Here is a 19407-nt window from a genome sequence, read left to right on the forward strand (position 1 = left end):
ATTCAGAAATAGGGCGAGAACTGCGTCGGCTTGATCATTTCGATGCCGAACCACTTCTTCCAGATTTCGTCGGTCTTGCCGCGACGGTGCAGCTCGAAGATCGCGACATTGAGCCAGTCCTTCAGGCCCGTGGCGTTCTTGGCAATGCCGAGGCTGCAGTAATAGATGTCGACGGGCGCCTCGAGGATCTTCCACTTCACTTGGTGCTTGTTCATGTGCTCGCCGAGGAAGTCGACGACGTCGATGATCGCATCGCCGCGGCCCTGCGCCAGGGCGCGGATCGCATCGGGATAATTGTCGAGCAGCGTGACCTTGGCGTTCTTCAGATTGTCCTCGATGAACTTCACCGGAGTCGAGCCGCGGACCTGGATCAGGTTGATCTCGGGCTTGTTCAGCTCCTTCCAGTCCTTGAAAGGCTTGCCATCAAGGGTCAGCACGCCAAAGACCTCGGTGTGAACCGGCACGGAGAAATCGATCACCTTGGCGCGGTCGGGATTGCGCGTCATCGCGCCCATCACGAAGTCGATCTTGCCGGACGCGACGAAGGGAATGCGGTCGGGCGAGCCGACCTGGACCAGCTCGAGCTTGACGCCGAGCATCTTGGCGAGCTCCCCGGCGAAATCGACGTCGAAGCCGGCGATCTCATTCTTGTCGTCGAATTTGGCGAGCGGTGGAAAGGTCGGGTTGACGCCCACCTTGATTGTCCCGGATTTGATGATCTCGTCCAGCGTTCGGGCCTCCGTAGCTTGCGGCGCGGCGATGACGGCGGCGCTGACAAGCGCGACTGCTCCCATAACAAGATGCTTCAGCATGACAATCTCCCGGCTGTTGACCAGCGAACCTTAAACCGCGTCCCCATTGCGCGTACGGTCGATAGTTTGTATACGTTTTGAAGACATGTAAAGCGCAATCAATGTGCTAAGAGCGGGCATGAGTGACCGATGATGAGGCGCTTGGCAGCGGCCGCGAGCCGCCCACCGGAGATCTCTTTCGAGGTCGACGGTCGCATCCTGTCCGCGCCGCAGGGGGAGCCGCTGGCAACCGCTCTGGCCGCGGCAGGCCTGCTCCAGCTTCGCCACAGCCCGCGCAACGGCGCTCCGCGCGGGGCCTTCTGCTTCATGGGCGTCTGCCAGGAATGCGCGATCCATGTCGACGGCGTGCTGCGCCAGGCCTGCATGACGCCTGTCGCAGACGGCATGGTTGTCGAGCTGCGCGGCGTGCCATGAGCGGGGAGCGCGACCTCATCGTCATCGGGGCGGGGCCGGCGGGAGCGAATGCGGCTCTCGTTGCGTGCGAGCACGGGCTCCGCGTCGCGCTGATCGACGAGCAGCCCGATGCCGGCGGGCAGGTCTGGCGCGCGCCCTGGCCCGGACTGACGCGGGAGGCGAACGCCCCCGAGGCCCGCGATGGCGATGCGCTGCGAGCCAGGCTTGGCGCCTCCGCCGTCGATCGCCGTTTCGGGCGCAGGGTCTGGTCGGTCACCAGCGGCTACCGCGTCGATGCACTCGGCCCCGACGGCAACGAAGCGGTCTGCGCGCCGCTGCTCATCGCGGCGACCGGCGCGCATGAACGCGTCGTGCCCTTTCCCGGATGGACGCTGCCGGGCGTGATCGGTCTCGCCGCTGCAACCGTGCTGCTCAAATCCCATCTCGTGCTGCCCGGTGAGCGGGTTGTCGTTGCGGGCTGCGGACCGCTTCTGGCGGCGGTGGCGGCCGGCATCGTCAAGGCCGGCGGCGAGGTGGTAGCGATCGTCGATCTGGCGGGGCCGGCCGAATGGCTGAAGGCTCTCCCCGCGATGGCCAGCCGCCCCCGTCTCCTGGCGCGGGGTATGGGCTGGGCCCTGAAGCTCGCCAGCAAGCGCGTGCCTGTGCATTTCCGCTATGGCATCGCGGCGGCCGAGGGTGAGGGCCAACTCGAGCGCGTTCGCCTGGTGCCCGTCGACGAGCACGGCGCTCCGTGCGCGGAGCCGACGCTCACGCTGACCAGCGATGCGCTCTGCATCGGTCATGGATTGGTGCCTGGCGCGGAGATCACGCGATTGTTTCGCGCCCGCCATCTTTATCAGCCGCTGCGGGGCGGCTGGGTTCCGGAACTGGACGGTTTCGGGCGGACCTCGGTGCCGGGCCTGCTCGCGATCGGTGATGGCGCCGGCCTCAAAGGCGCGGCTCCCGCCGAGATCGGCGGCCGGATCGCCGGCCTGGCAGCGGCACATGATGCTGGGAGACTCGCCCGCGACGCCTTCGAGCAGGCGGCGGCGCCTCTGCTGAAGCAGCGCGAGAATCTCGCAGCCTTCGCCGATGCCTCGGCAGGAATGATGGCGCTCCGCCCGGCACAGGTCGCGGCGATCTCACCAGAGACCATTATCTGCCGCTGCGAGGATGTGCCCCGCGCCGAGATCGACGCGGCCTTCGCGGCAGGCGCACGCGACGTCAACCAACTCAAGCACTTCACGCGTTGCGGCATGGGGCCTTGCCAGGGCCGGATGTGCGGTGACGTGGCCGCACAGCTTCTCGCAGCGCAGGTCGGCAGCCGCGAGGCCGTCGGCTACTGGACGGGGCGACCACCGCTCAGGCCGGTCGGCTTCGAGGCGCTGATCGGGTCGTTCTCCTATGACGACATCCCGATCCCGAAGCCGGCGCCGCTATGAGCCATATCCACGATCTCGGCGTGATCGGCGGCGGCGTTCATGGCGCGACGGTGGCGTTGTTCGCGGCGCGTGGCGGCATGGACGTCGCGCTGTTCGAGCGCGGCCCGCTTTGCCGCGAGGCATCCGGCGTCAACGCCGGCACCTTGACCATGCAGATGACGCGGGTGGCGCTCATCCCCTACGCGCTTGAAGCGCACGCGATGTGGGCGTCGGCAGGCGACTGGCTCGGCCATGATGTCGGCGTCGTCGTCTGTGACGGACTCTCGCTTGCCTTCACTCCGGCGGAAGCGGAGCTCCTGACCTTCCGCGCCGGCAAACGCCGGGAGGCCGGCGCTCCGATCGAGATCGTCAGCGGCGCCCGCGCCAAGGAGATCGAGCCGGGGCTGTCCGGCCAGGCGTTGATCGCCGGCCACTGCAAGGTCGATGGCTTCGCCAATGCCTATCTCACCGGTCTGGCCTTTCGCGCCGCGCTGATCGAGGCCGGCGTGAGCCTTCATGAGAATTGCCCCGTCGCTGGTGTCGAACGCGAAGACGGCGCGTTCGCGATCCGCACGTCGCAGGGCGTCAAACGCGTGCGCCGGATCGTGCTGGCCGGCGGCGTCTGGATCGAGCCGATGCTCGCCTGGTTCGGTATCAACCTGCCGATCAAGACGCTGATCAATCAGCTCTCGGTCAGCGAGCGCATCGCGCCGGTGATGCGCACCGTGGTCGGCATCGCCAACGGGCTGTTGTCATTGAAGCAATATCCGCATGGCACGGTGGTGATCGGCGGCGGCTGGCAGGCCGTCGGCGACCGCGAGCGCGGTGGCGTCGAGCTGTTGCCGGAGCGGCTGATCGGCAACATGCGTCTTGCCTGCCATGCCATTCCCGCACTGAGGCAGGCCCGTATGGCCCGGGCCTGGGCCGGCCTGGAAGCCGAGACGCGCGACGCGCTTCCGGCTGTCGGCCCGCTGCCGGGCATAGCCGATGCCTATGTCTGCGGCAGCGTCCACTCCGGCTACACCAGCGGCCCCTATATCGCGCGGCTGCTCGCCGAACACATCCTTGGCCGTGAGCCCGCGATGCCGCTTTTCCCGATCGACCGCCTGCTCGCGCCGGAAGGTGCGGGGACAACCGCCTGAGGAGTGGCTGCTGATGTTCGAGGCCTTTTGCCGCGCTCTGACGGGCATCCATGCCGCCACCATCGTACCGATGCGCGATGATTTCAGCATCGACGAGGCCGCCTTGGCCGACCACGTCGCGTGGCTGACGCAGCGGCCCGGGATCGGGGGATTGCTGGTCAACGGCCATGCCGGCGAGAATTTCGTGCTGAGCGCTGCAGAGAAACGCCGCGTCGTCGAGATCACACGCGCATCCGCGCCGACCGGTCTGACGATCGTGTCCGGCGTCAACGCCGAGTCCAGCCTCGACGCCGCGCGCGAGGCCGCCGCCTTCGCCGAGGCAGGCGCCGACGGCCTGCTGGTGTTTCCGCCGAACAGCTGGGCGCTGGGCCATGACGATGCGATCGTGTTCACGCATCACGATCATATCCGCGACGCGACAGCCCTGCCGATTCTGATCTACGGCGCGCCGATCGGTGCCGGGGCGATGGCCTATTCCCCCGCTGTCCTGCGCAAGCTTGCCGCCGAGCCGCGCATCGTCGGCATCAAGGAAGGCAGCTGGGAGGTCGCCAATTACGAGGCGAATTTGCGCTTGCTCAAGGCTGATCGGCCCGATTTCGTCGTGCTCGGCTCCGGCGACGAGCATCTGCTGACCAGCTATCTGATCGGCAGCGCCGGCAGCCAGGTCAGCCTGGCTGCGGTGATTCCGGATCTCGTCGTGTCCCTGTGGCAGGCGGCGGAGCGCGGCGACTGGACGGCCGCGCGCGCGAGCCACGAGCTGCTTTATCCGCTTTCAGTGGCGATCTATCGCGACGCGCCGGGCGGCCGGGCGACGGCGCGGCTCAAGGCTGCCCTGTGCATCCTCGGCAGGCTTTCGTCTGACGCGATGCGACCGCCGCAGCCGGCCGCGACCGCCGCAGAATACCAGATCCTCGAGCAGGCGCTGAAAATCGCCGGAGCCTAGGATGCTGAGGTCTACGGCTTCCGAGAACCCTGGGGACGTTGCGGCACGATAAAGCCGCCGGACTGATGCGCCCAGAGGTCGGCATAGAGCCCGCCGGCTGCGAGCAGTTCCGCATGTGTGCCCTGTTCGACGATGCGGCCCGCGTCCATAACCACCAGGCGGTCCATGAGCTGAAGCGTGGAGAGCCTGTGGGCGATGGCGATAACCGTTCTGCCACGCATCAGCTCCGCGAGCGCTTCCTGGATCGCGGCCTCGACCTGCGAGTCGAGGGACGACGTCGCCTCGTCGAGCAGGAGGAGAGGGGCGTCCTTCAGGAACACCCGGGCGATGGCGATGCGCTGGCGCTGCCCGCCGGAGAGCTTGACGCCGCGCTCGCCGACAAAGGCTTCGAAGCCCTGGCGTCCCTTGCCGTCCACCAGCTTGTCGATGAAGGCATCTGCCTGCGCTTTGCGGGCGGCATCACGCATCATGCCCTCGTCGGCCTCGTGGCGGGCATAGAGGATGTTCTCGCCGATGGAGCGATGCAAAAGCGAGGAGTCCTGGGCAACCACCGCGATCCGGGCGCGCAGCGATTCCTCGGTGACATGGGCGATGTCCTGCCCGTCGATCAGGATGCGGCCCGATTGTGGTTCATAGAAGCGCAGCAGCAGATTGATGAGCGTCGACTTCCCCGCGCCGGAGCGCCCGACGAGACCAACCTTTTCGCCGGCGCCGATGGTCAGCGACAGCCCGTCCACCACGCGATGCGGCTGGCTGTAGTGGAAATGCAGATTCTCGAACCGGATCTCGCCATGCCGGGCCTCGAGCGGATGTGCGTCGGGCTTGTCGAGCTGGCTGAGCGGATGCGCGATGGTTTTCATGCCCTCCTGCACGATGCCGATGTTCTCGAATATCCCTGCGATCTCGAACGCCACCCAGCCTGACATGGCGATGATCTGGGTAGTGAGGAGAACGGCGGTCGTCAGCGTCCCCGCATCGACGCGTCCTTCGGAGAAAAGCCAGACGCCGATACCGCCGGTCGTCACCAGCAGGACTGCGTTGAGGCAGATCAGGCAAAACACATAGACGGTGTTGAGCTGCTGCTGGCGGGCGAAGGCGGTCTGGAAGCGAAGGAATCCGTCGCGGATATAGGCGTCGTCATCGGCCCGGCGCCCGAACAGCTTGACCGTCATCATGTTGGTGAAGGTGTCGACGACCTTGCCGGAGATCGCCGAGCGCGTCTCCGAGGTCTCGCGGGATCGGACCTGCACCTTCGGCAGCGTGTAGGCCAGGAGTCCGCCGTAGAACAGAAACCAGACCATCATCGGCGCCGCCAGGCGAACGTCCTGCGTACCGAGAAGGCCAATCGCGGTCGCGCCGAAGACGAGTATCTGCCAGACCGCCCGAACGAAGGCGACGATGCTTTCCCGCAGCGGCCTGGCCGTTTGCATAACCCGGTTGGCCAGCCGCCCCGCGAAGTCGTCCTGGAAGAAGGCGAGCGGCTGGCGGACGACATGCCAGTAGTTCTGCCAATGGATCAGCGTCGTGAAGGACACCGCAATCGAGTGGTTCACGAGCAGGCGAAACAGGACGGTGCCGAGCGGCCGGACCACGAGCACGATCGCCGCCATGATCAGAAGCAGCTGGCCGGCAGCGTCGAAAACCCGCTCGCGCGCGACCGATGACAGCACGGAGACGAGCCGGCCGATCAGGTAGGGCACCACGGCCTCGATGACGGCGAGCGTGAAACCGATCAGGAACAGCGCGGCGAACAGGCCCGTGGCCTGCCGAACAAAATGCCAGTAGAACGATAGGAGTCCGCTGGGAGGCTCACCCGGGGGTAACGCTGTCGAATCCACGAGTGAATCGAAAAACCTGAACATCGTTCCTTATGATTGTAGGGGCGCCGCCGTGGCAACCTCGAACGGCCGCCATCAGGCGCGAGTTCTTTGATCCAGTCAGGTCAGACCGCGCGAGCAGTTTGGGGTGGTCTGGCCCGAAAAGCTGCTGGTCTCGACCGTCGTGATTGTCGTCGGGATGTCGAAGATCTTGCCGCCTTGGCCAGGCCGACGACGGTGTTCTTCAGCGCCTGCCGATCGAGCGAAAGCGTGTCAGACGGCGCGCGCAGCGGCGCGGGCGGCCAGGAAGCCGGGAACGATCATCGGCGCCAGGCGCTCGACGGGGGCGACATGCTCCTCGCGGTAGAAGCCTTCGGGCGCGAGCAGGTTGATCGTGCCGATGACCTTGCCGTCATAGATCGCGGGAACGTTGATGACGGAGCCCAGCCCCATGCTCTCGATCAGTTCGTGGTCGAAGAAGGCCCAGCGGATCGCGGCCTTGTCGCGGCCGAGATAGGGCTGTTTGCCGTCCATGACATGCTTGCCCCAGGGCGTCGGGCCCATCGGCTTGCGGCCGGAGACGGGGTATTCGGCGGGGCGGTTGGAATAGATCCGCGCGACCTCCGAGCCATCGACATAGAGCAGCGTGAACAGCTCATGGCCGACCAGCGTCTTGGTGATGGCGTCGAACGCCTTGAACACGGTGTCGGGCTGGCCGGGCTCGGCGAGCAGGGCCGACAGGGTGGCGAGATCGTCTGACATGATGGGCTCTTCGGGTTCAGGCTGTGGGAGAAGTCGATGGCGCCGGCGCCTCGGGGATGCGCTCCGGCCAGATGCCCTGCGGGCGCAGATGCAGCACCAGGATGAGCGCCACGCCGATCATGATCTCGCGCAGCGCGGCGACCTGAACGGGTTGCAGGCCGGGCAGCCATTCGGTGGCGAAACGCGTCGCTTCCAGGAAGATCACGACGAGATAGGCGCCGAAGACCGCCCCGCTCGGCCGGCCGACGCCGCCGGCGGTGACGGCGAGGAAGATGTAGATCGTGATCAGCGGCTGGAAATGATCCGGCGAGACATAGGACTGGAAATGCGCGTAGAGCGCGCCCGAGAGCGCGGCGATCGCGGCCGAGAGCGCAAAGGCCTGAAGCTTGAAGCGCAGCACGGCCTTGCCGGCAAAAGCGGCGAGCTGCTGGTCCTCGCGGATCGCCTTCATGGCGCGGCCATAGGGCGACAGATCGAGCCGCCGCAGCAGCGCCCAGACGCCAAGCACGATCAGCGTGACGATGGCGAGGTAGAAATAGCTGAAGCCCTGCAGGCCGAGCTCGGCCTTGAGCGGGGCCTTGATGCCGGATATGCCGTCCGAGCCTCTGGTCAGCCAGCGCTCGTTCAGCGCGATCAGCCGGATCACCTCGGCGAAGCCGAGCGTAACGATGGCCAGATAATCGTCGCGCAGGCGCAAGGTCGCGAAGGTGACGACGAGGCCGACGACGGCGCCGACGACAAGGGCCGCGCTCCAGCCGATCAGCACCGGTGCGCCGGCTCCCGTCGCGATCGCCGAGGCATAGGCGCCGACGGCAAAGAAGCCGGCGAGGCCGAGATTGACCAGCCCAACGCCGCCCCAGATCAGGTTGAGGCTGAGCGCCAGCAGGGCGTAGATGCCGCACAGCGTCAGCGTGAAGATGACATAGGACAGCATCAGGCTGCCCTCTCGCCGAGAATGCCGCGGGGCCGGAAGGTCAACATGAGCAGGATCGCCACGAAACCGACGGCGGTGCGGTAGGTCGCGGGCGTCACGATCAGCGCCATCTCCTCGGCGATGCCGAGCGCCAGCGCTCCCACCACGGCGCCGGGAATCGAGCCCAGGCCGCCGAGCACGGCCGCGGCGAAGACCGAGAGCAGGACGCGATAGCCGGTGAGCGGGTCGATCGAGGTGTCGAGCCCGATCAGCACGCCACCGACACCCGAAAGTCCCGCGCCGAGGAAGACGGTGACGATGGCGATACGGGCCGGGTCGATGCCTTTGAGGCGGGCGAGGTCGGGGTTGTCGGCCACCGCGCGCATCGCCTTGCCGAAGCGGGTGTAGCGCAGGAACAGGAACATCGCCGCCATGATGATGACCGCGAGCGCCAGGCTCTGGAGCTGCTGCGGGCCGATGCGTAATTCGCCGAAGCGCAGATCGCGCGCGATCGGCAGGTCGTAGCCCTTCATGTCGTTACCGAAGGCGAACCGGATGACGTTCTCCAGCACGAGATTGAGCGCGATCGAGGCAATCGCCACGATCAGCGCGCCCTTGTCGCGCAGGCGCTTCAGTGAGGTCTCCTCCGCCACGACACCGACCACACCGGTGACAGCGAAGGCGATGGCCAGCGCCGGCACGACGGCCAAGCCGAGCGTTGTATTCGCCCACCAGGCCGCGAACGCGCCGATGGTGGCGTAGGCCGCGATGGCGAAGTTCGGATAGCGCAGCACCGCGAAGATCGCGGAGAAGCCGATGGCCGGGACAGCGATCAACGCCCCGGTCATCAGCCCGTTGATGAGGGCCTGGAGGATGAGGGTCATGATGCGCGATGCTCCACCGTCATTGCGAGGAGCGACAGCGACGAAGCAATCCAGGGGCGGCAGAGTTCGACGGCCCCCTGGATTGCTTCGCTACGCTCGCAATGACGGATTTGAGCCTGCATGGACGTCACGCGATCTTCACGAGCGCGATCTTGCCGGCCTGGACCTGCTCGTAGCGGAACTTCGAGTCGCTGATGTCGCCGATCTCGGTGAAGTCGCAGGGGCCGCTGGCACCGTCATAGTCCACAGGCTGTTTGGCCGCGATCGCCTTCAGGCCGTCGATGGCGTTGTCGATCCTGGCGCCGCCCGGGGCCTGGCTGACCTTGCGAATGGCGTCCTTGATTGCGGCGCCCGAGCTATCGCCGGCGATTGCGATCGCCATCAGCACGAGGTTGATGTGGTCATAGATCTGGGTGGTATAAGGGTCGGGCGAGGCGATGCCGATCAGCTTGACCAGCCGGTCATAGGCCTTGGAGCCTTCGGCCGGGGAGGGCGAGATCGTGTAGGTCTTGTCGACGACCTCGGCCGGCACGCTCTCGACCAGCTTCTGGTTGACCGAATAGCCGAAGGCGACCTTGAGACCCTTGAAGTCGGCCCGGTAAAGGTCCTTCAGCATCACGGCGGTGTCGGGGGTGTAGCCGCCGAAGACGACCGCGTCGGGCTTGAAGCGCAGGACTTCGTCGATCTCGGTGCGGTAGGCCGGCTTCTTGTCGTCATAGATCAGCGAGGAGGCTTCGCCGCCGCCGGCCTTCATGGCAAGTGTGATGTTGTCGATCTGGCTCTTGGCGAAGGGCGTCTGCGGCGAGACAATGAAGACGCGCTTGGCGCCCTGGGCGATGATGAACTCGCCGAACTTCTTGCCCTGCAGCGCCGTGATCGGCTGGGTCCGGATCAGATAGCCCTGATGTGGCAGCGCCGTGATCGAATCTGCGCCCGAGACGGTGCAGAGGAAGGTTTTCGATTCCCAGCAGAGCGGGGCGACGGCCGTGGTCACCGAGGAGGCCCAGGTGCCCAGGATCGCCGAAACCTTGTCGACGTCGATCAGCTTGCGCGCGGCGCGGATGCCGGCTTCGGGGCTGGTCTGATCGTCTTCGGAGACCAGTTCGACCTTGCGGCCAAGCACGCCGCCGGCGGCATTGACCTCGTCGATCACGGCCTTGACAGCCTTGACCATGACCGGGCCATAGGGCCCGCCGGCGCCCGTCAGCGGCGTCAGCGTACCGATCCTGATCGGCGCTCCCTGCGCCAGCGCGAGGCGGGGAAAGGCGGCGGAGCCGGCGAGAGCGGCAGCGCCGCCGAGAAGGTCACGGCGGTTGATCAGAAGCTCGGTCATCATCATCCCCTGCTTTGGTTGGTGTCTTCTGCTTGGTCTCTTGGCTTATGCAGGCATGGTCAGCCGCCGAGGAAGAGCCGGCGGATTTCGGGGTCGGCGGCGAGCGCGGGGCCTGCGCCCTCGCGGCTGTTGCTGCCTGCGACGAGGACGTAGCCGCGCGTCGAGATTTCGAGCGCCTCGAGCGCGTGCTGCTCCACCATCAGGATCGGCAGGCCACCGCGATTCAGCACCACGATCGCCTCGAACAGCTCTTCGGCGGCTTTGGGCGAGAGGCCGGCGGTGGGCTCGTCGAGCAGCAGCAAGGTCGGCGCGTTCATCAGCCCCATCGCCATGGCCAGGATCTGGCGCTGGCCGCCCGAGAGCGTGCGGGCAAGCGCGCGGCGCTTAGCTGCCAGCATCGGGTAGCGGGCATAAAGCGCCTCGCTGCGCTCGCGGACCCTCGCCGGCTCCTGGAAGCCGCTGATGTCGAGGTTTTCCGCGACCGTCATTGCGCCGAAGACATTGCGCTCCTGCGGCACGAAGCCGATCCCATGCCTTGCCCGTCCGAGCGCGCCTTCGGCCGTGACATCGGCGCCGTTCAGCACGATCGCGCCCTCGCGCGCCGCCACCAGCCCTGCGATCGTCTTCAGCAGGGTCGATTTGCCGGCGCCGTTGGGTCCGATGATCGAGACGATCTCGCCGGCCTCGACCCGAAGCGATGTCCCTTTCAGGATCTGCTCGGCCGCGCCATAGCCGGCGACAACGCCCTCGACGGTGAGCAGGCTGCCGGTGCCCACGCTCAATGCCGCCTCCCGAGATAGGCTTCCTGGACGCGGGCGTCGGCGGCAACCTCGTCGAACGAGCCTTGCGTCAGCACCTTGCCCTCGGCCATGACGATGACGGGCGCACAGAGGCGCTTGATCAGCGCCATGTCGTGCTCGATCAGGCAAATCGTCAGGCCGTCGCGGTTCAGCGCGGTGAGATGACCAGCGATCTCGTCGGCCAGCGTCGGGTTGACGCCCGCCATCGGCTCGTCGAGCAACAGGATTTTCGGGTCCGCCATCAGTGCGCGGCCGATCTCGACCAGCTTCTTCTGGCCGCCGGAGAGGGCGGTGACGGGGTTGTCGAGGACATGGTCGAGCCGCAGCCGCCGCGCGATGCCATGCGCGCGCTCGGCAAGCTCGGCCTCGCGCCGTCTGGCGGTGTGCGAGCGCCAGAGCGCGGGCAGCAGGGACTCGCCCGGCTGGCTCGCGCCATAAAGCATCAGGTGCTGGAAGACGCTGAGCTTGGGGAAGCCGCGTGCCAGCTGGAACGAGCGCACCAGCCCTGCCGCGACCAGCTTTTCCGGCGGCAGACCGGTCGTCTCGACGGCGCCGAGTCTGACCGAGCCGCCCTTGGGCCGGTAGAGCCCCGAAACCGCGTTGAACAGCGTCGATTTGCCAGCGCCGTTGGGGCCGATCAGCCCAGTGAAGGAGCCGGCCGGAACCGTGAAATCGACCCCCCGCAGGACATGGACGCCGTAAAAGTCGAGCTTGAGCTCTGCGATGATCAGGGCAGCCGTCATCTCGCGCCTGCCTTGAGTCTGGAATCGTGCGAGGACGGCGCCTCGATCGGGAATTGCTGGCGGACCTGCTGCTTCCAGAAGGCCAGCATGTCCCGGTAGTAAGCGGGGTCGTTGGGGCGCAGCACGGTCTGGCTGATCATACCGCGTACGAGGCACATCGTCGCGTTCATCACGATGCGGGCATGATCGGGCTCGACGCCGGCCCGCGTGGCGAGCGCGGTCCAGATCGCATCGAGACCGGCGTGGAAATCGCGAACGGTCGGAATGAGTTCGGCCCTGAAGTCGGGATTGTGTCGCGCCTCCGGCAGATACTCCATCGTGACGTAGAACAGCCGGTCGTCCATCATCTGCCAGATGTAATCGACGATCTCGTCGCTGGAGCCGCCGCGCGCGATGAAGGTCTCGGCGAAGCGATGCAGATCACGGGTCGCCTTGCTCAGCATGGCCGCGACGGAGGCGCTGATGATGGCCTCGCGCCCGGCGAAATGATGCGTCAGCGCCCCGCGCGAGACGCCGGCCGCGCGGGCGATCTCGGACGTCGAGGTGCGGACCAGACCGCGGTCATGCAGCAGGTCGATGGTCGCATTTATCAGCCGCGTCGAGGTCTCCGCGCTGCGTTCCTTCTGCGATCGTCGTTTGCCGGTTCCGGTCACGCCGAGCCTCAACCCAACAGAAGGGTCGAGTCTGCGGTTCATTTTACAAACAATCAAGTCTGTTTCTTGGAAATGCCGTGCCTGCGAGAGCGACGGGTTCAAGCCCCTTCCAGCGGTGAACTGGTACGGCGTCTTCCGGCCGCGCGAGGCCGGAGCCCGGTCGCGCTGTCCCGTTCGCGCCATACGAATGCCGTGCCGGTCCGGAACCTTGTTGGCCGCCCAAACATTGTGGGCGGAGAAGAGGATTTCAGCATGCTGCGAAAGTTCGCGATTCTTGGCGTCATTGGTGCGACGTTCGCCTCGACGCTGCCTGCAATGGCGCAGCTCCATGGCGATCCTTTCGGGGATCTTCGCCCTGGCTACGGCCGGCGCGGACCGCCGCCCGAGGAGAGCCCGTATGGTCGCGGATACGACGATCGACCTCGCTACGACTATGACGATGGCCGTCGCTATCGTCGCGGAGGCGGACGGTTCGGAGACTATTGCGCCACCGGGCGCGGCGCATGCCAGACGGCTCCGCAACCTGTCGGCAGTTCATGTCGCTGCAACATCGACGGACTGACGAAGCGTGGAATCATCCAATAATCGACACTGAGCGCCCCAAGGCCCGGCCGTGAGCCCGGCTAGCGGAGCTTGGCGATGCCGATGCCATCGAGTTTCGCGCGGTCCTTGATGGATTCTTCGCTGCGGGTCATCGCCTTCGAAATCGCCTTCAGTGCCATGCCCTTCTTGGCGAGCAACTTTAGCTTCTCGAGCTCCTCATATGTCCAGGGCTGGCGATGTCGTTCAAATCGCTCGGTCACAATCTGCTCCTGCTCTGCCGGGTCATCTCCGGCATTCGCGCCATCTATAGCAGTGATGGCGACGTGCCGAGCCCATCCGGCCAACGGGCGGCGGCAACGGCCTTAAGAGTTTACGTCCGATCCACAGGCCGTTGTGACCTGTTGTAGAAGCGCCATGGCAGCCGCGCCATCGGCGGCGTTCGGCGCCGTCGTCGGCTCGCCTCGTGCAGCACGCACGAAGTCGCCGAGCAGGGCATGGTAGCCCTTGTGGTCCTCGTTGGCGGCGGCTGTGAAATTCGGCTCCCAGACCAGCGTGTCCTGCCCGTCGATCAGGCTCGCTTCGGGCTTGGAGACCTTGAAGGGCGGATTGCGGAAATAGCGGACCTCGTGGAGGTTGCGCACCTCGACCCGGGCATGGTCGCCCATCACCTGCCACCATTCCATCGGCGTGCCGCGCGATTGATGCGTGCCCATGACCAGCGTGCCGATGCCGCCATTGGCGAAGCGGAAATCGACATGCAGGAGCAGCTTGCCGGGCGCCAATTCATGCCTCCGCACGCTCACCGAGGCGACTTCACCCATCAGATGCGGCACCAGATCGAAATAATGCACGCAATGATGCAGGTAGAAGCCGCTATAGTCCGGGTCTCCCGCGAAGTAGGTCGGCGCGGTCATGTATTGCCCGAGAAAGCTCGCCGTCTCCCCGAACTCCGCCGACCGCAGGACGTTGCGGGCGATGCGGTTGGCGGTCGAATAGCGCTTCATGAAACCGAGCACGACCGGCACCTCGCGGCTCGCCGCGGCCTGCGCCAACTCGGCGGCCTGCCGCGCCGTCGGCGCCGGCGGCTTCTCGATGAAGAGCGGCCTGCCTCGCGCGATCGCAGCCAGCCCGATCTCGTGATGCAGGCCGGGGCCAACCGCGAGGCCGATCGCGTCGAGATCGTCGCGCGCCAGCAAATCACGCCAGTCGCGCAGGCGGCTGGCCTCGGCAACGCCGTAGCGCCGGCCGGTCGCATTCAGCCTGGCCTCATCCGTATCGCAAAGCGCGACGATCTCGACCTCATGCCGGGTCAGTTGCGGCAGCAGCATCTCGTTGGCATGGGTGCCGCAGCCGACCCAGCCGATGCGCAATGCGCCTGTGCGGGAACGGGTCAAGCCGTCCTCCCTGCGAAAGCCAGCGCGGCCTTGAGGAAGGCGATGCTGGCGGCCAGGGGCTCATCCTCGTTCTCGGTCGGCGCGCGCCATTGCGCCAGCGGCGTGCCGGCCCGCTCGTCGCTGCGGCGGAAGGGCTCGAGCACGATCGGGCCGCGATAGGACACGTCGCGTAGCGCCCGCGCGATCGCCGGCCAGTCGATATGGCCCGAGCCGACGAAGCCGCGGTTGTTCTCATTGGCCTGGAAATGCACCAGCTTCGATCCGGCCTGCCGGAGGGCGTCAGCGAGATCGAACTCCTCCATGTTCATATGGAAGGTGTCGAGCATCACGCCGACGGCGGGATTGGCGACCCGCCCGATGATTTCGAGCGCGTGCTTCGTCGTGTTGCAGATATCGGTCTCGAAGCGGTTGAGCGGCTCGACGCCGAACAGGATGCCAGAATCGGCGGCGCGCCGGCCGGCCTGCGTTAGCCCGGTGACGATGGCGTCGATGCGGCGCTTGCGCTCGCTCTCGTCGACCGGGGTGGGCGCGCGGCCGGCGAAGACCAAAGGCGCGCCGTAGAGCGGCCCGCCGACGATGTCTGCGCCAAGCGCTGAGGCGACATCGACGCAGGTTTCGAGATAGGCGATGCCGGCCTTGTGCGCGCCGGCGTCGCTGCTGGCGAGGTCGCGCGTGAGGTTGACGCGGGCGGCGAGCACGCAGGACAGCCCGGCATCGGCGATGGCGGCGCGGGTCTCCTTGAGATCGAGTTCGCCGGGCTCCGGCACCAGCAATTCGACGACATCGGCTCCAGCCCGCTTCATCCGCGCAAAGCAGTCGAAATGCTCGCGCGTGAAAGGCCGCGCATAGAACATCGAGATCACCCCGATGGAATTGACCGTCATGACTTCACCGCACCGGCCGTGAGTCCGCCCACGAGCCGCCTTTGCACCAGAAGGAAGAGGAAGGTGACCGGCAGCGCGATCAGCGTGCCGCCGGCCGTGAGAAGGCCCCACTGGATGGTGAACTCGCCGATGAAGAGCTGCAGCGCGACGGTGACGGTGCGCACCGCCTGCCCCGACAGCATCATGGCGAAGAGATATTCGTTCCAGGAGGTGATGAAGATGTAGATGCCGGCGGTGGCGACGCCCGGCATCACCAGCGGCAGGATGATCAGCCGGATCGTCTGCAGGCGGCTCGCGCCGTCGATCGTCGCGGCTTCGTCGAGATCTTTCGGGATCGCGTTGAAATAGCTCGTCAGCATCCAGATCGCGAACGGGATCGCGAAGGTCGAATGGCCGAGGATGACGCCGAGAAACGTGTCGATCAGCCCGAGCCGGCGCATCATCAGGAAGAGCGGGATGATCAGCAGCACGACCGGGAACATGTTGATGACGAGGAAGCCGGTCAGCAGCATCTGCCGGCCGCGAAAACGGAAGCGGGAGAAGGCATAGGCCGCCGGGATGCTGACGCCGAGCCCGAGCACGCTGGCGCCGATCGCGATGATCAGGCTGTTGCCGAGGCTGCTGGCGAAACTCGTGCGCGCGATCAGGTCGTTGTAATGCTGCAGCGTCGCCTCGCGTGGCCAGTAGTTCAGCGGCCAGGCCGAGAGTTCGACTTGGGGCTTCAGCGAGGTCAGGATCATCCAGGCGTAAGGGCCAAGCGCGAACAGCACGATCAGCAGGACGGGAAGCTCGACCTCCAGCATGCGCCTCGCATAGGAACGACGCTCGATCATGCCTCGATGCCCCGCGCTGCGCGTCTGACATAGAGGAAGACGACGCCCAGCAGCATCGCGGTCAGGATCAGCGCCAGTGCCGCGCCATAGCCGAACTCCATGCTGCTCGACGCGCGCAGGAAGGCGTAGAGCGGCAGCGTATGCGTGGCATAGCCCGGCCCGCCGCCCGTCATCACCAGGATGACGTCGAGCGAATTCGCCACCCAGATCGTGCGCAGTAGCAGCGCAGTCGCGATCACGTCGGCGATCGACGGCAAAGTGACGTAGAACAATTGCTGGCGCGCGGTGGCACCGTCGATCTCTGCCGCCTCGTAGAGTTCGGCCGGCACAGTCTGTAGCCCCGCCAGGATGGTCACGGCGAAGAAGGGAAAGCCCTGCCAGATCAGCGCCAACATGATCGCGTAGAGTGCGGTGTCGGGCCGCGCCAGCCAGGCGATCGGCGCTGCGATCAGCCCGAGGCGCAGCGCGATGTCGTTGATGACGCCGAGGTTGAAATCATACATCCAGGTCCACATCAGCCCGATGATCACGCTAGGCAGCGCCCAGGGGATGATCACGAGCGAGCGTGCCAGCCCGCGCCACCAGAAGCTCTGGTTCAGCAGCAGAGCCGCGACGAGCCCAAGTAGGAACTGCAGCCCGACGACGCCGGTGATCCAGATGAAGGACTGGCCGAGCGAGATCCAGAATACCTCGTCGCGGATGATCTTGGCGAAGTTGCCCAGGCCGACGAAGCGGGCATTGTCGGGGTCGTAGAGCAGATAATCCTGCAGGCTGAGCCAGGCCGTTTGCGCGACGGGAACCAGCACGACGCCCGCCGTGATCAGGACCGCCGGCAGCAGGAACCAGAACGGCGTCGCGCCGCGCCCAAGGGGCGGCCTGCGCCGGTCCGCAGGGGTGAGCGAAGCCACGATGCCAACCTGTCTGAACGAGGGCGAGGGGCGGGGGCCTGAGATCCGGCCTCCGCCGGTGCCGTCAGCCATGGAAATGCTGCTCGATCGCACGCATCATCTCATCGGGCTGGATCTGGCCGAGCAGCGCCCTTTGCATGTTGGCCGGCCAGATCCGGGCGATGAAGTCGGGCGTCTTCGGCGAATCCGGCAGCGACGCGGCAAAGGGCAGGGAGGCGGCGCTGGCGTCGACGAAGCGCTTGGGATGCAGCGTCCAGTCCTTCGCCGCCGAGGTCGCGATCGGCAACTGGCCGGTGAACTTGTTCAGCACGACGTTGTTCTCGGCCGTGGACAGGAAGGCGCACCATTTGAAGGCAGCCTCCCGCGCCTTGCTCACGGCGAAGACGGCGTTGGATTCGTCGCCGAAATAGGTCCAGCCCTTGCCGTCCGGGCCGCGCGGCACCGGTACGGCCGAAACCTTGTCGCCGAGCACGCCGACGATCTCGTTGGCCGAACCGACATGGTGGATCGTCATGGCTGTCCGGCCGGCCTTGAAGCTGTCGACGATCTGCCGGAAGCTGTCGGTCGCGGCCGAGGCCGGCACCACCTTGTCCTTGCTGGTGAGCTCGACGAACCAGCGATTGGCGGCAAGAGCCTTCTCGCTGACCATCCCGCCCTTCTCGAAGCTGGCGCCGCCACCGAGCACGAACGGTCCCCAATGGTCGAAGCCGCCGGCCCCACCGCGCAGGCCGAAACCCGAGACGTCGCTCTTGGTCAGCGCCTTGGCGGCGCTGCGGAAATCCTCGAAGGTCGCGGGCGGCTTCAGCCCGGCCTGCTCGAACAGATCCTGCCGATAGTAGAGGTAGAGCACGACATATTGCAGCGGCAGGTAATATTGCTTGCCGTCGGCGCCCTTGTTGATGGTCCAGATGTTGTCGGCGATGTCACCGCGCCCGGCCCAGCCGGCGATCAGATCGTCGATCGGGGCGAGTGCCTTCATCTGGTGGAAGCGCGCCGCCCAGGACAGCCGCACCATGGCGCAATCGGGCGCATTGCCGGCGACGAGGGCCGCAAAGAGGCGGGTCTGGTAGTCGTTGCCGCCGCCCCAGGGAATGCTCTCGGCCTGAACCTTGATGCCGGGGTTGCCCGCCTCGAACTTGGCAACGAGTTCGGCCGGCGAATGCTGCGGATTGTCGAAATGATACCACCAGCGCACCGTCGTCGTACCCTGTGCGAGGGCGGGGCGGGCGAGGGGCGTGGCAAGCGCGGTCGCGCCCGCTAGCTTGATGAAAGTCCTTCGTTCCATGGTTGGTTTCCTCCGGTTTTTTTGTTTTTGAGATGGTCTGCGATGTAGGCGCCTCCGGCCGCGAGCATGGCGCGCGCGGCATCGAGTTCTCGGGCCATGCGCAGGCAGCCATGCACGACGCCGGGAACATGGTCGAAACGGAAGGGGACGCCGGCCTCGCTCAAGCGCTGCGCCAGCCGGACCGTGTCGTCGCGCAACGGATCGAGCCCGGCGGCGGAGAGATAGAGCGGCGGCAGGCCAGCGAGATCGGCACGGATGGGCGCAGCGAGGCTCACCGTCGTGTCTGGTTCGCCGCCAAGGAAATTGTCCCAGTACCAGCGCATGTTCGCGCTGGTGAGCAGGTAGTCGCCGCCGCCGAAAGCCGCATGGCTCGAACTGGCAAAATCGGGTTCATAGGAGCCATAGAACAGGGCAGCGGCCGCCACGGGCGCCAGGCCCTCGTCGCGTCGGCGCAACAGTGCGGCGAGGGCGAGGTTGGCGCCGGAGGAATCGCCCGCCAGGGCGATATGGCCGGGAGCAACCGCCGCGCCCAGGCCGCCGCGTTCGACGAAGGCGACGGCGGCCAGAAGGTCGTCGAGCGGCGCCGGGAACGGGTGCTCCGGGGCGAGCCGGTAATCCACGCCGAGGACGGCGCAGCCAGCCGCCTCCCCGAGATAGCGCATCGTGCCGTCATGGGTGTCGATCGATCCGAAGGTCCAGCCACCGCCATGGGCGTAGACGATGACAGCGTCGGGCGGTGCGGCGGTGGCGTGATAGAGCCTTGCGCGCATCTCGCCCCACGGCGTGGCAATGCCGAGTTCCCGCATCGGCATGGCCGGAGCGCCGAGGCTCCATGGCAGGGCCGCGGCATCGACGGTGGCGCGGGCTTCGGCGATCGGAGCGAAGCGGAAATCAAAAGCGGGGCCGGCGCGCAGGCGCTCCAGAATCACCTGCATCTGCGGATC

At 66.4% G+C, this 19407-nt stretch carries 19 protein-coding genes and 1 pseudogene; 4 read left to right on the plus strand and 16 right to left on the minus strand.

Translation table 11 applies throughout. The features are described from left to right. Positions 1 to 2 precede the first annotated feature (2 nt). A complete protein-coding gene (locus AC1DYU_RS18170; RefSeq protein ID WP_158485433.1) occupies positions 3 to 812 on the minus strand; it encodes a transporter substrate-binding domain-containing protein in 810 nt (269 codons plus the stop codon). A 129-nt stretch (positions 813 to 941) separates the two neighbouring features. Between AC1DYU_RS18170 and AC1DYU_RS18175 the strand changes: the two genes are divergently transcribed. Genes AC1DYU_RS18175 through AC1DYU_RS18190 form a run of 4 tightly spaced genes read left to right on the plus strand, consistent with a single transcriptional unit; the run spans position 942 to position 4711 of the window. Beyond that, positions 942 to 1226: a (2Fe-2S)-binding protein gene (locus AC1DYU_RS18175; protein ID WP_476792847.1), complete on the plus strand. Its 285-nt coding sequence runs from the start codon at positions 942 to 944 to the stop codon at positions 1224 to 1226. Further along, complete coding sequence (locus tag AC1DYU_RS18180) at positions 1223 to 2647, plus strand: FAD/NAD(P)-dependent oxidoreductase (protein WP_476792848.1); 1425 nt, start codon at positions 1223 to 1225, stop codon at positions 2645 to 2647. Before AC1DYU_RS18175 ends, AC1DYU_RS18180 begins: the two co-directional genes overlap by 4 nt. Further along, positions 2644 to 3768 (plus strand): NAD(P)/FAD-dependent oxidoreductase, encoded by a 1125-nt coding sequence (locus AC1DYU_RS18185; RefSeq protein WP_476792849.1) that lies wholly within the window; start codon positions 2644 to 2646, stop codon positions 3766 to 3768. The genes AC1DYU_RS18180 and AC1DYU_RS18185 overlap by 4 nt, the downstream gene beginning before the upstream one ends. A gap of 13 nt (positions 3769 to 3781) precedes the next feature. Beyond that, positions 3782 to 4711, plus strand: coding sequence for a dihydrodipicolinate synthase family protein (locus AC1DYU_RS18190; protein WP_476792850.1), 930 nt, complete (start codon positions 3782 to 3784; stop codon positions 4709 to 4711). Between the two features lie 11 nt (positions 4712 to 4722). Here the strand turns inward: AC1DYU_RS18190 and AC1DYU_RS18195 are convergent, their stop codons facing one another. From AC1DYU_RS18195 to AC1DYU_RS18265, 15 genes and pseudogenes are all read right to left on the minus strand, one after another. Beyond that, positions 4723 to 6549 carry an ABC transporter ATP-binding protein gene (locus AC1DYU_RS18195; RefSeq protein ID WP_476792851.1) on the minus strand — a complete coding sequence of 609 codons (1827 nt, stop codon included), beginning with the start codon at positions 6547 to 6549 and terminating at the stop codon, positions 4723 to 4725. Between the two features lie 123 nt (positions 6550 to 6672). Further along, positions 6673 to 6794, minus strand: a pseudogene (locus AC1DYU_RS18200) (hydrolase); the annotation flags it as partial. Positions 6795 to 6801: 7 nt separating this feature from the next. After that, a complete protein-coding gene (locus AC1DYU_RS18205) occupies positions 6802 to 7290 on the minus strand; it encodes a GAF domain-containing protein (protein ID WP_476792852.1) in 489 nt (162 codons plus the stop codon). 16 nt (positions 7291 to 7306) lie between these two features. After that, positions 7307 to 8224, minus strand: coding sequence for a branched-chain amino acid ABC transporter permease (locus AC1DYU_RS18210; protein ID WP_476792853.1), 918 nt, complete (start codon positions 8222 to 8224; stop codon positions 7307 to 7309). After that, positions 8224 to 9087 (minus strand): branched-chain amino acid ABC transporter permease, encoded by an 864-nt coding sequence (locus AC1DYU_RS18215; protein ID WP_476792854.1) that lies wholly within the window; start codon positions 9085 to 9087, stop codon positions 8224 to 8226. The genes AC1DYU_RS18210 and AC1DYU_RS18215 overlap by 1 nt, the downstream gene beginning before the upstream one ends. Before the next feature lie 127 nt (positions 9088 to 9214). Further along, positions 9215 to 10420 (minus strand): ABC transporter substrate-binding protein, encoded by a 1206-nt coding sequence (locus AC1DYU_RS18220; RefSeq protein ID WP_476792855.1) that lies wholly within the window; start codon positions 10418 to 10420, stop codon positions 9215 to 9217. Positions 10421 to 10479: 59 nt separating this feature from the next. Beyond that, the gene (locus AC1DYU_RS18225) at positions 10480 to 11196 is read right to left on the minus strand and encodes an ABC transporter ATP-binding protein (RefSeq protein ID WP_476792911.1); all 717 of its coding nucleotides are present in this window, start codon (positions 11194 to 11196) and stop codon (positions 10480 to 10482) included. Between the two features lie 2 nt (positions 11197 to 11198). Beyond that, positions 11199 to 11963 carry an ABC transporter ATP-binding protein gene (locus tag AC1DYU_RS18230; protein WP_158485424.1) on the minus strand — a complete coding sequence of 255 codons (765 nt, stop codon included), beginning with the start codon at positions 11961 to 11963 and terminating at the stop codon, positions 11199 to 11201. Next, positions 11960 to 13138 (minus strand): TetR/AcrR family transcriptional regulator, encoded by a 1179-nt coding sequence (locus tag AC1DYU_RS18235; RefSeq protein WP_476792856.1) that lies wholly within the window; start codon positions 13136 to 13138, stop codon positions 11960 to 11962. Before AC1DYU_RS18235 ends, AC1DYU_RS18230 begins: the two co-directional genes overlap by 4 nt. Before the next feature lie 383 nt (positions 13139 to 13521). Further along, the gene (locus tag AC1DYU_RS18240; RefSeq protein WP_476792857.1) at positions 13522 to 14553 is read right to left on the minus strand and encodes a Gfo/Idh/MocA family protein; all 1032 of its coding nucleotides are present in this window, start codon (positions 14551 to 14553) and stop codon (positions 13522 to 13524) included. Then, entirely contained in the window at positions 14550 to 15437 is an 888-nt protein-coding gene (locus tag AC1DYU_RS18245; protein ID WP_476792858.1) for a sugar phosphate isomerase/epimerase family protein, read from the minus strand. Before AC1DYU_RS18245 ends, AC1DYU_RS18240 begins: the two co-directional genes overlap by 4 nt. Next, positions 15434 to 16270, minus strand: a complete 837-nt coding sequence (locus AC1DYU_RS18250; protein ID WP_158485418.1) for a carbohydrate ABC transporter permease — start codon at positions 16268 to 16270, stop codon at positions 15434 to 15436. Before AC1DYU_RS18250 ends, AC1DYU_RS18245 begins: the two co-directional genes overlap by 4 nt. Then, positions 16267 to 17178 (minus strand): carbohydrate ABC transporter permease, encoded by a 912-nt coding sequence (locus AC1DYU_RS18255; RefSeq protein ID WP_476792859.1) that lies wholly within the window; start codon positions 17176 to 17178, stop codon positions 16267 to 16269. Before AC1DYU_RS18255 ends, AC1DYU_RS18250 begins: the two co-directional genes overlap by 4 nt. Before the next feature lie 64 nt (positions 17179 to 17242). After that, a complete protein-coding gene (locus AC1DYU_RS18260) occupies positions 17243 to 18463 on the minus strand; it encodes an ABC transporter substrate-binding protein (RefSeq protein WP_476792860.1) in 1221 nt (406 codons plus the stop codon). Next, positions 18436 to 19398: an alpha/beta hydrolase gene (locus AC1DYU_RS18265; RefSeq protein WP_476792861.1), complete on the minus strand. Its 963-nt coding sequence runs from the start codon at positions 19396 to 19398 to the stop codon at positions 18436 to 18438. The genes AC1DYU_RS18260 and AC1DYU_RS18265 overlap by 28 nt, the downstream gene beginning before the upstream one ends. Positions 19399 to 19407 lie beyond the last annotated feature (9 nt).

Source organism: Allobosea sp. P2_B12 (assembly GCF_056404835.1).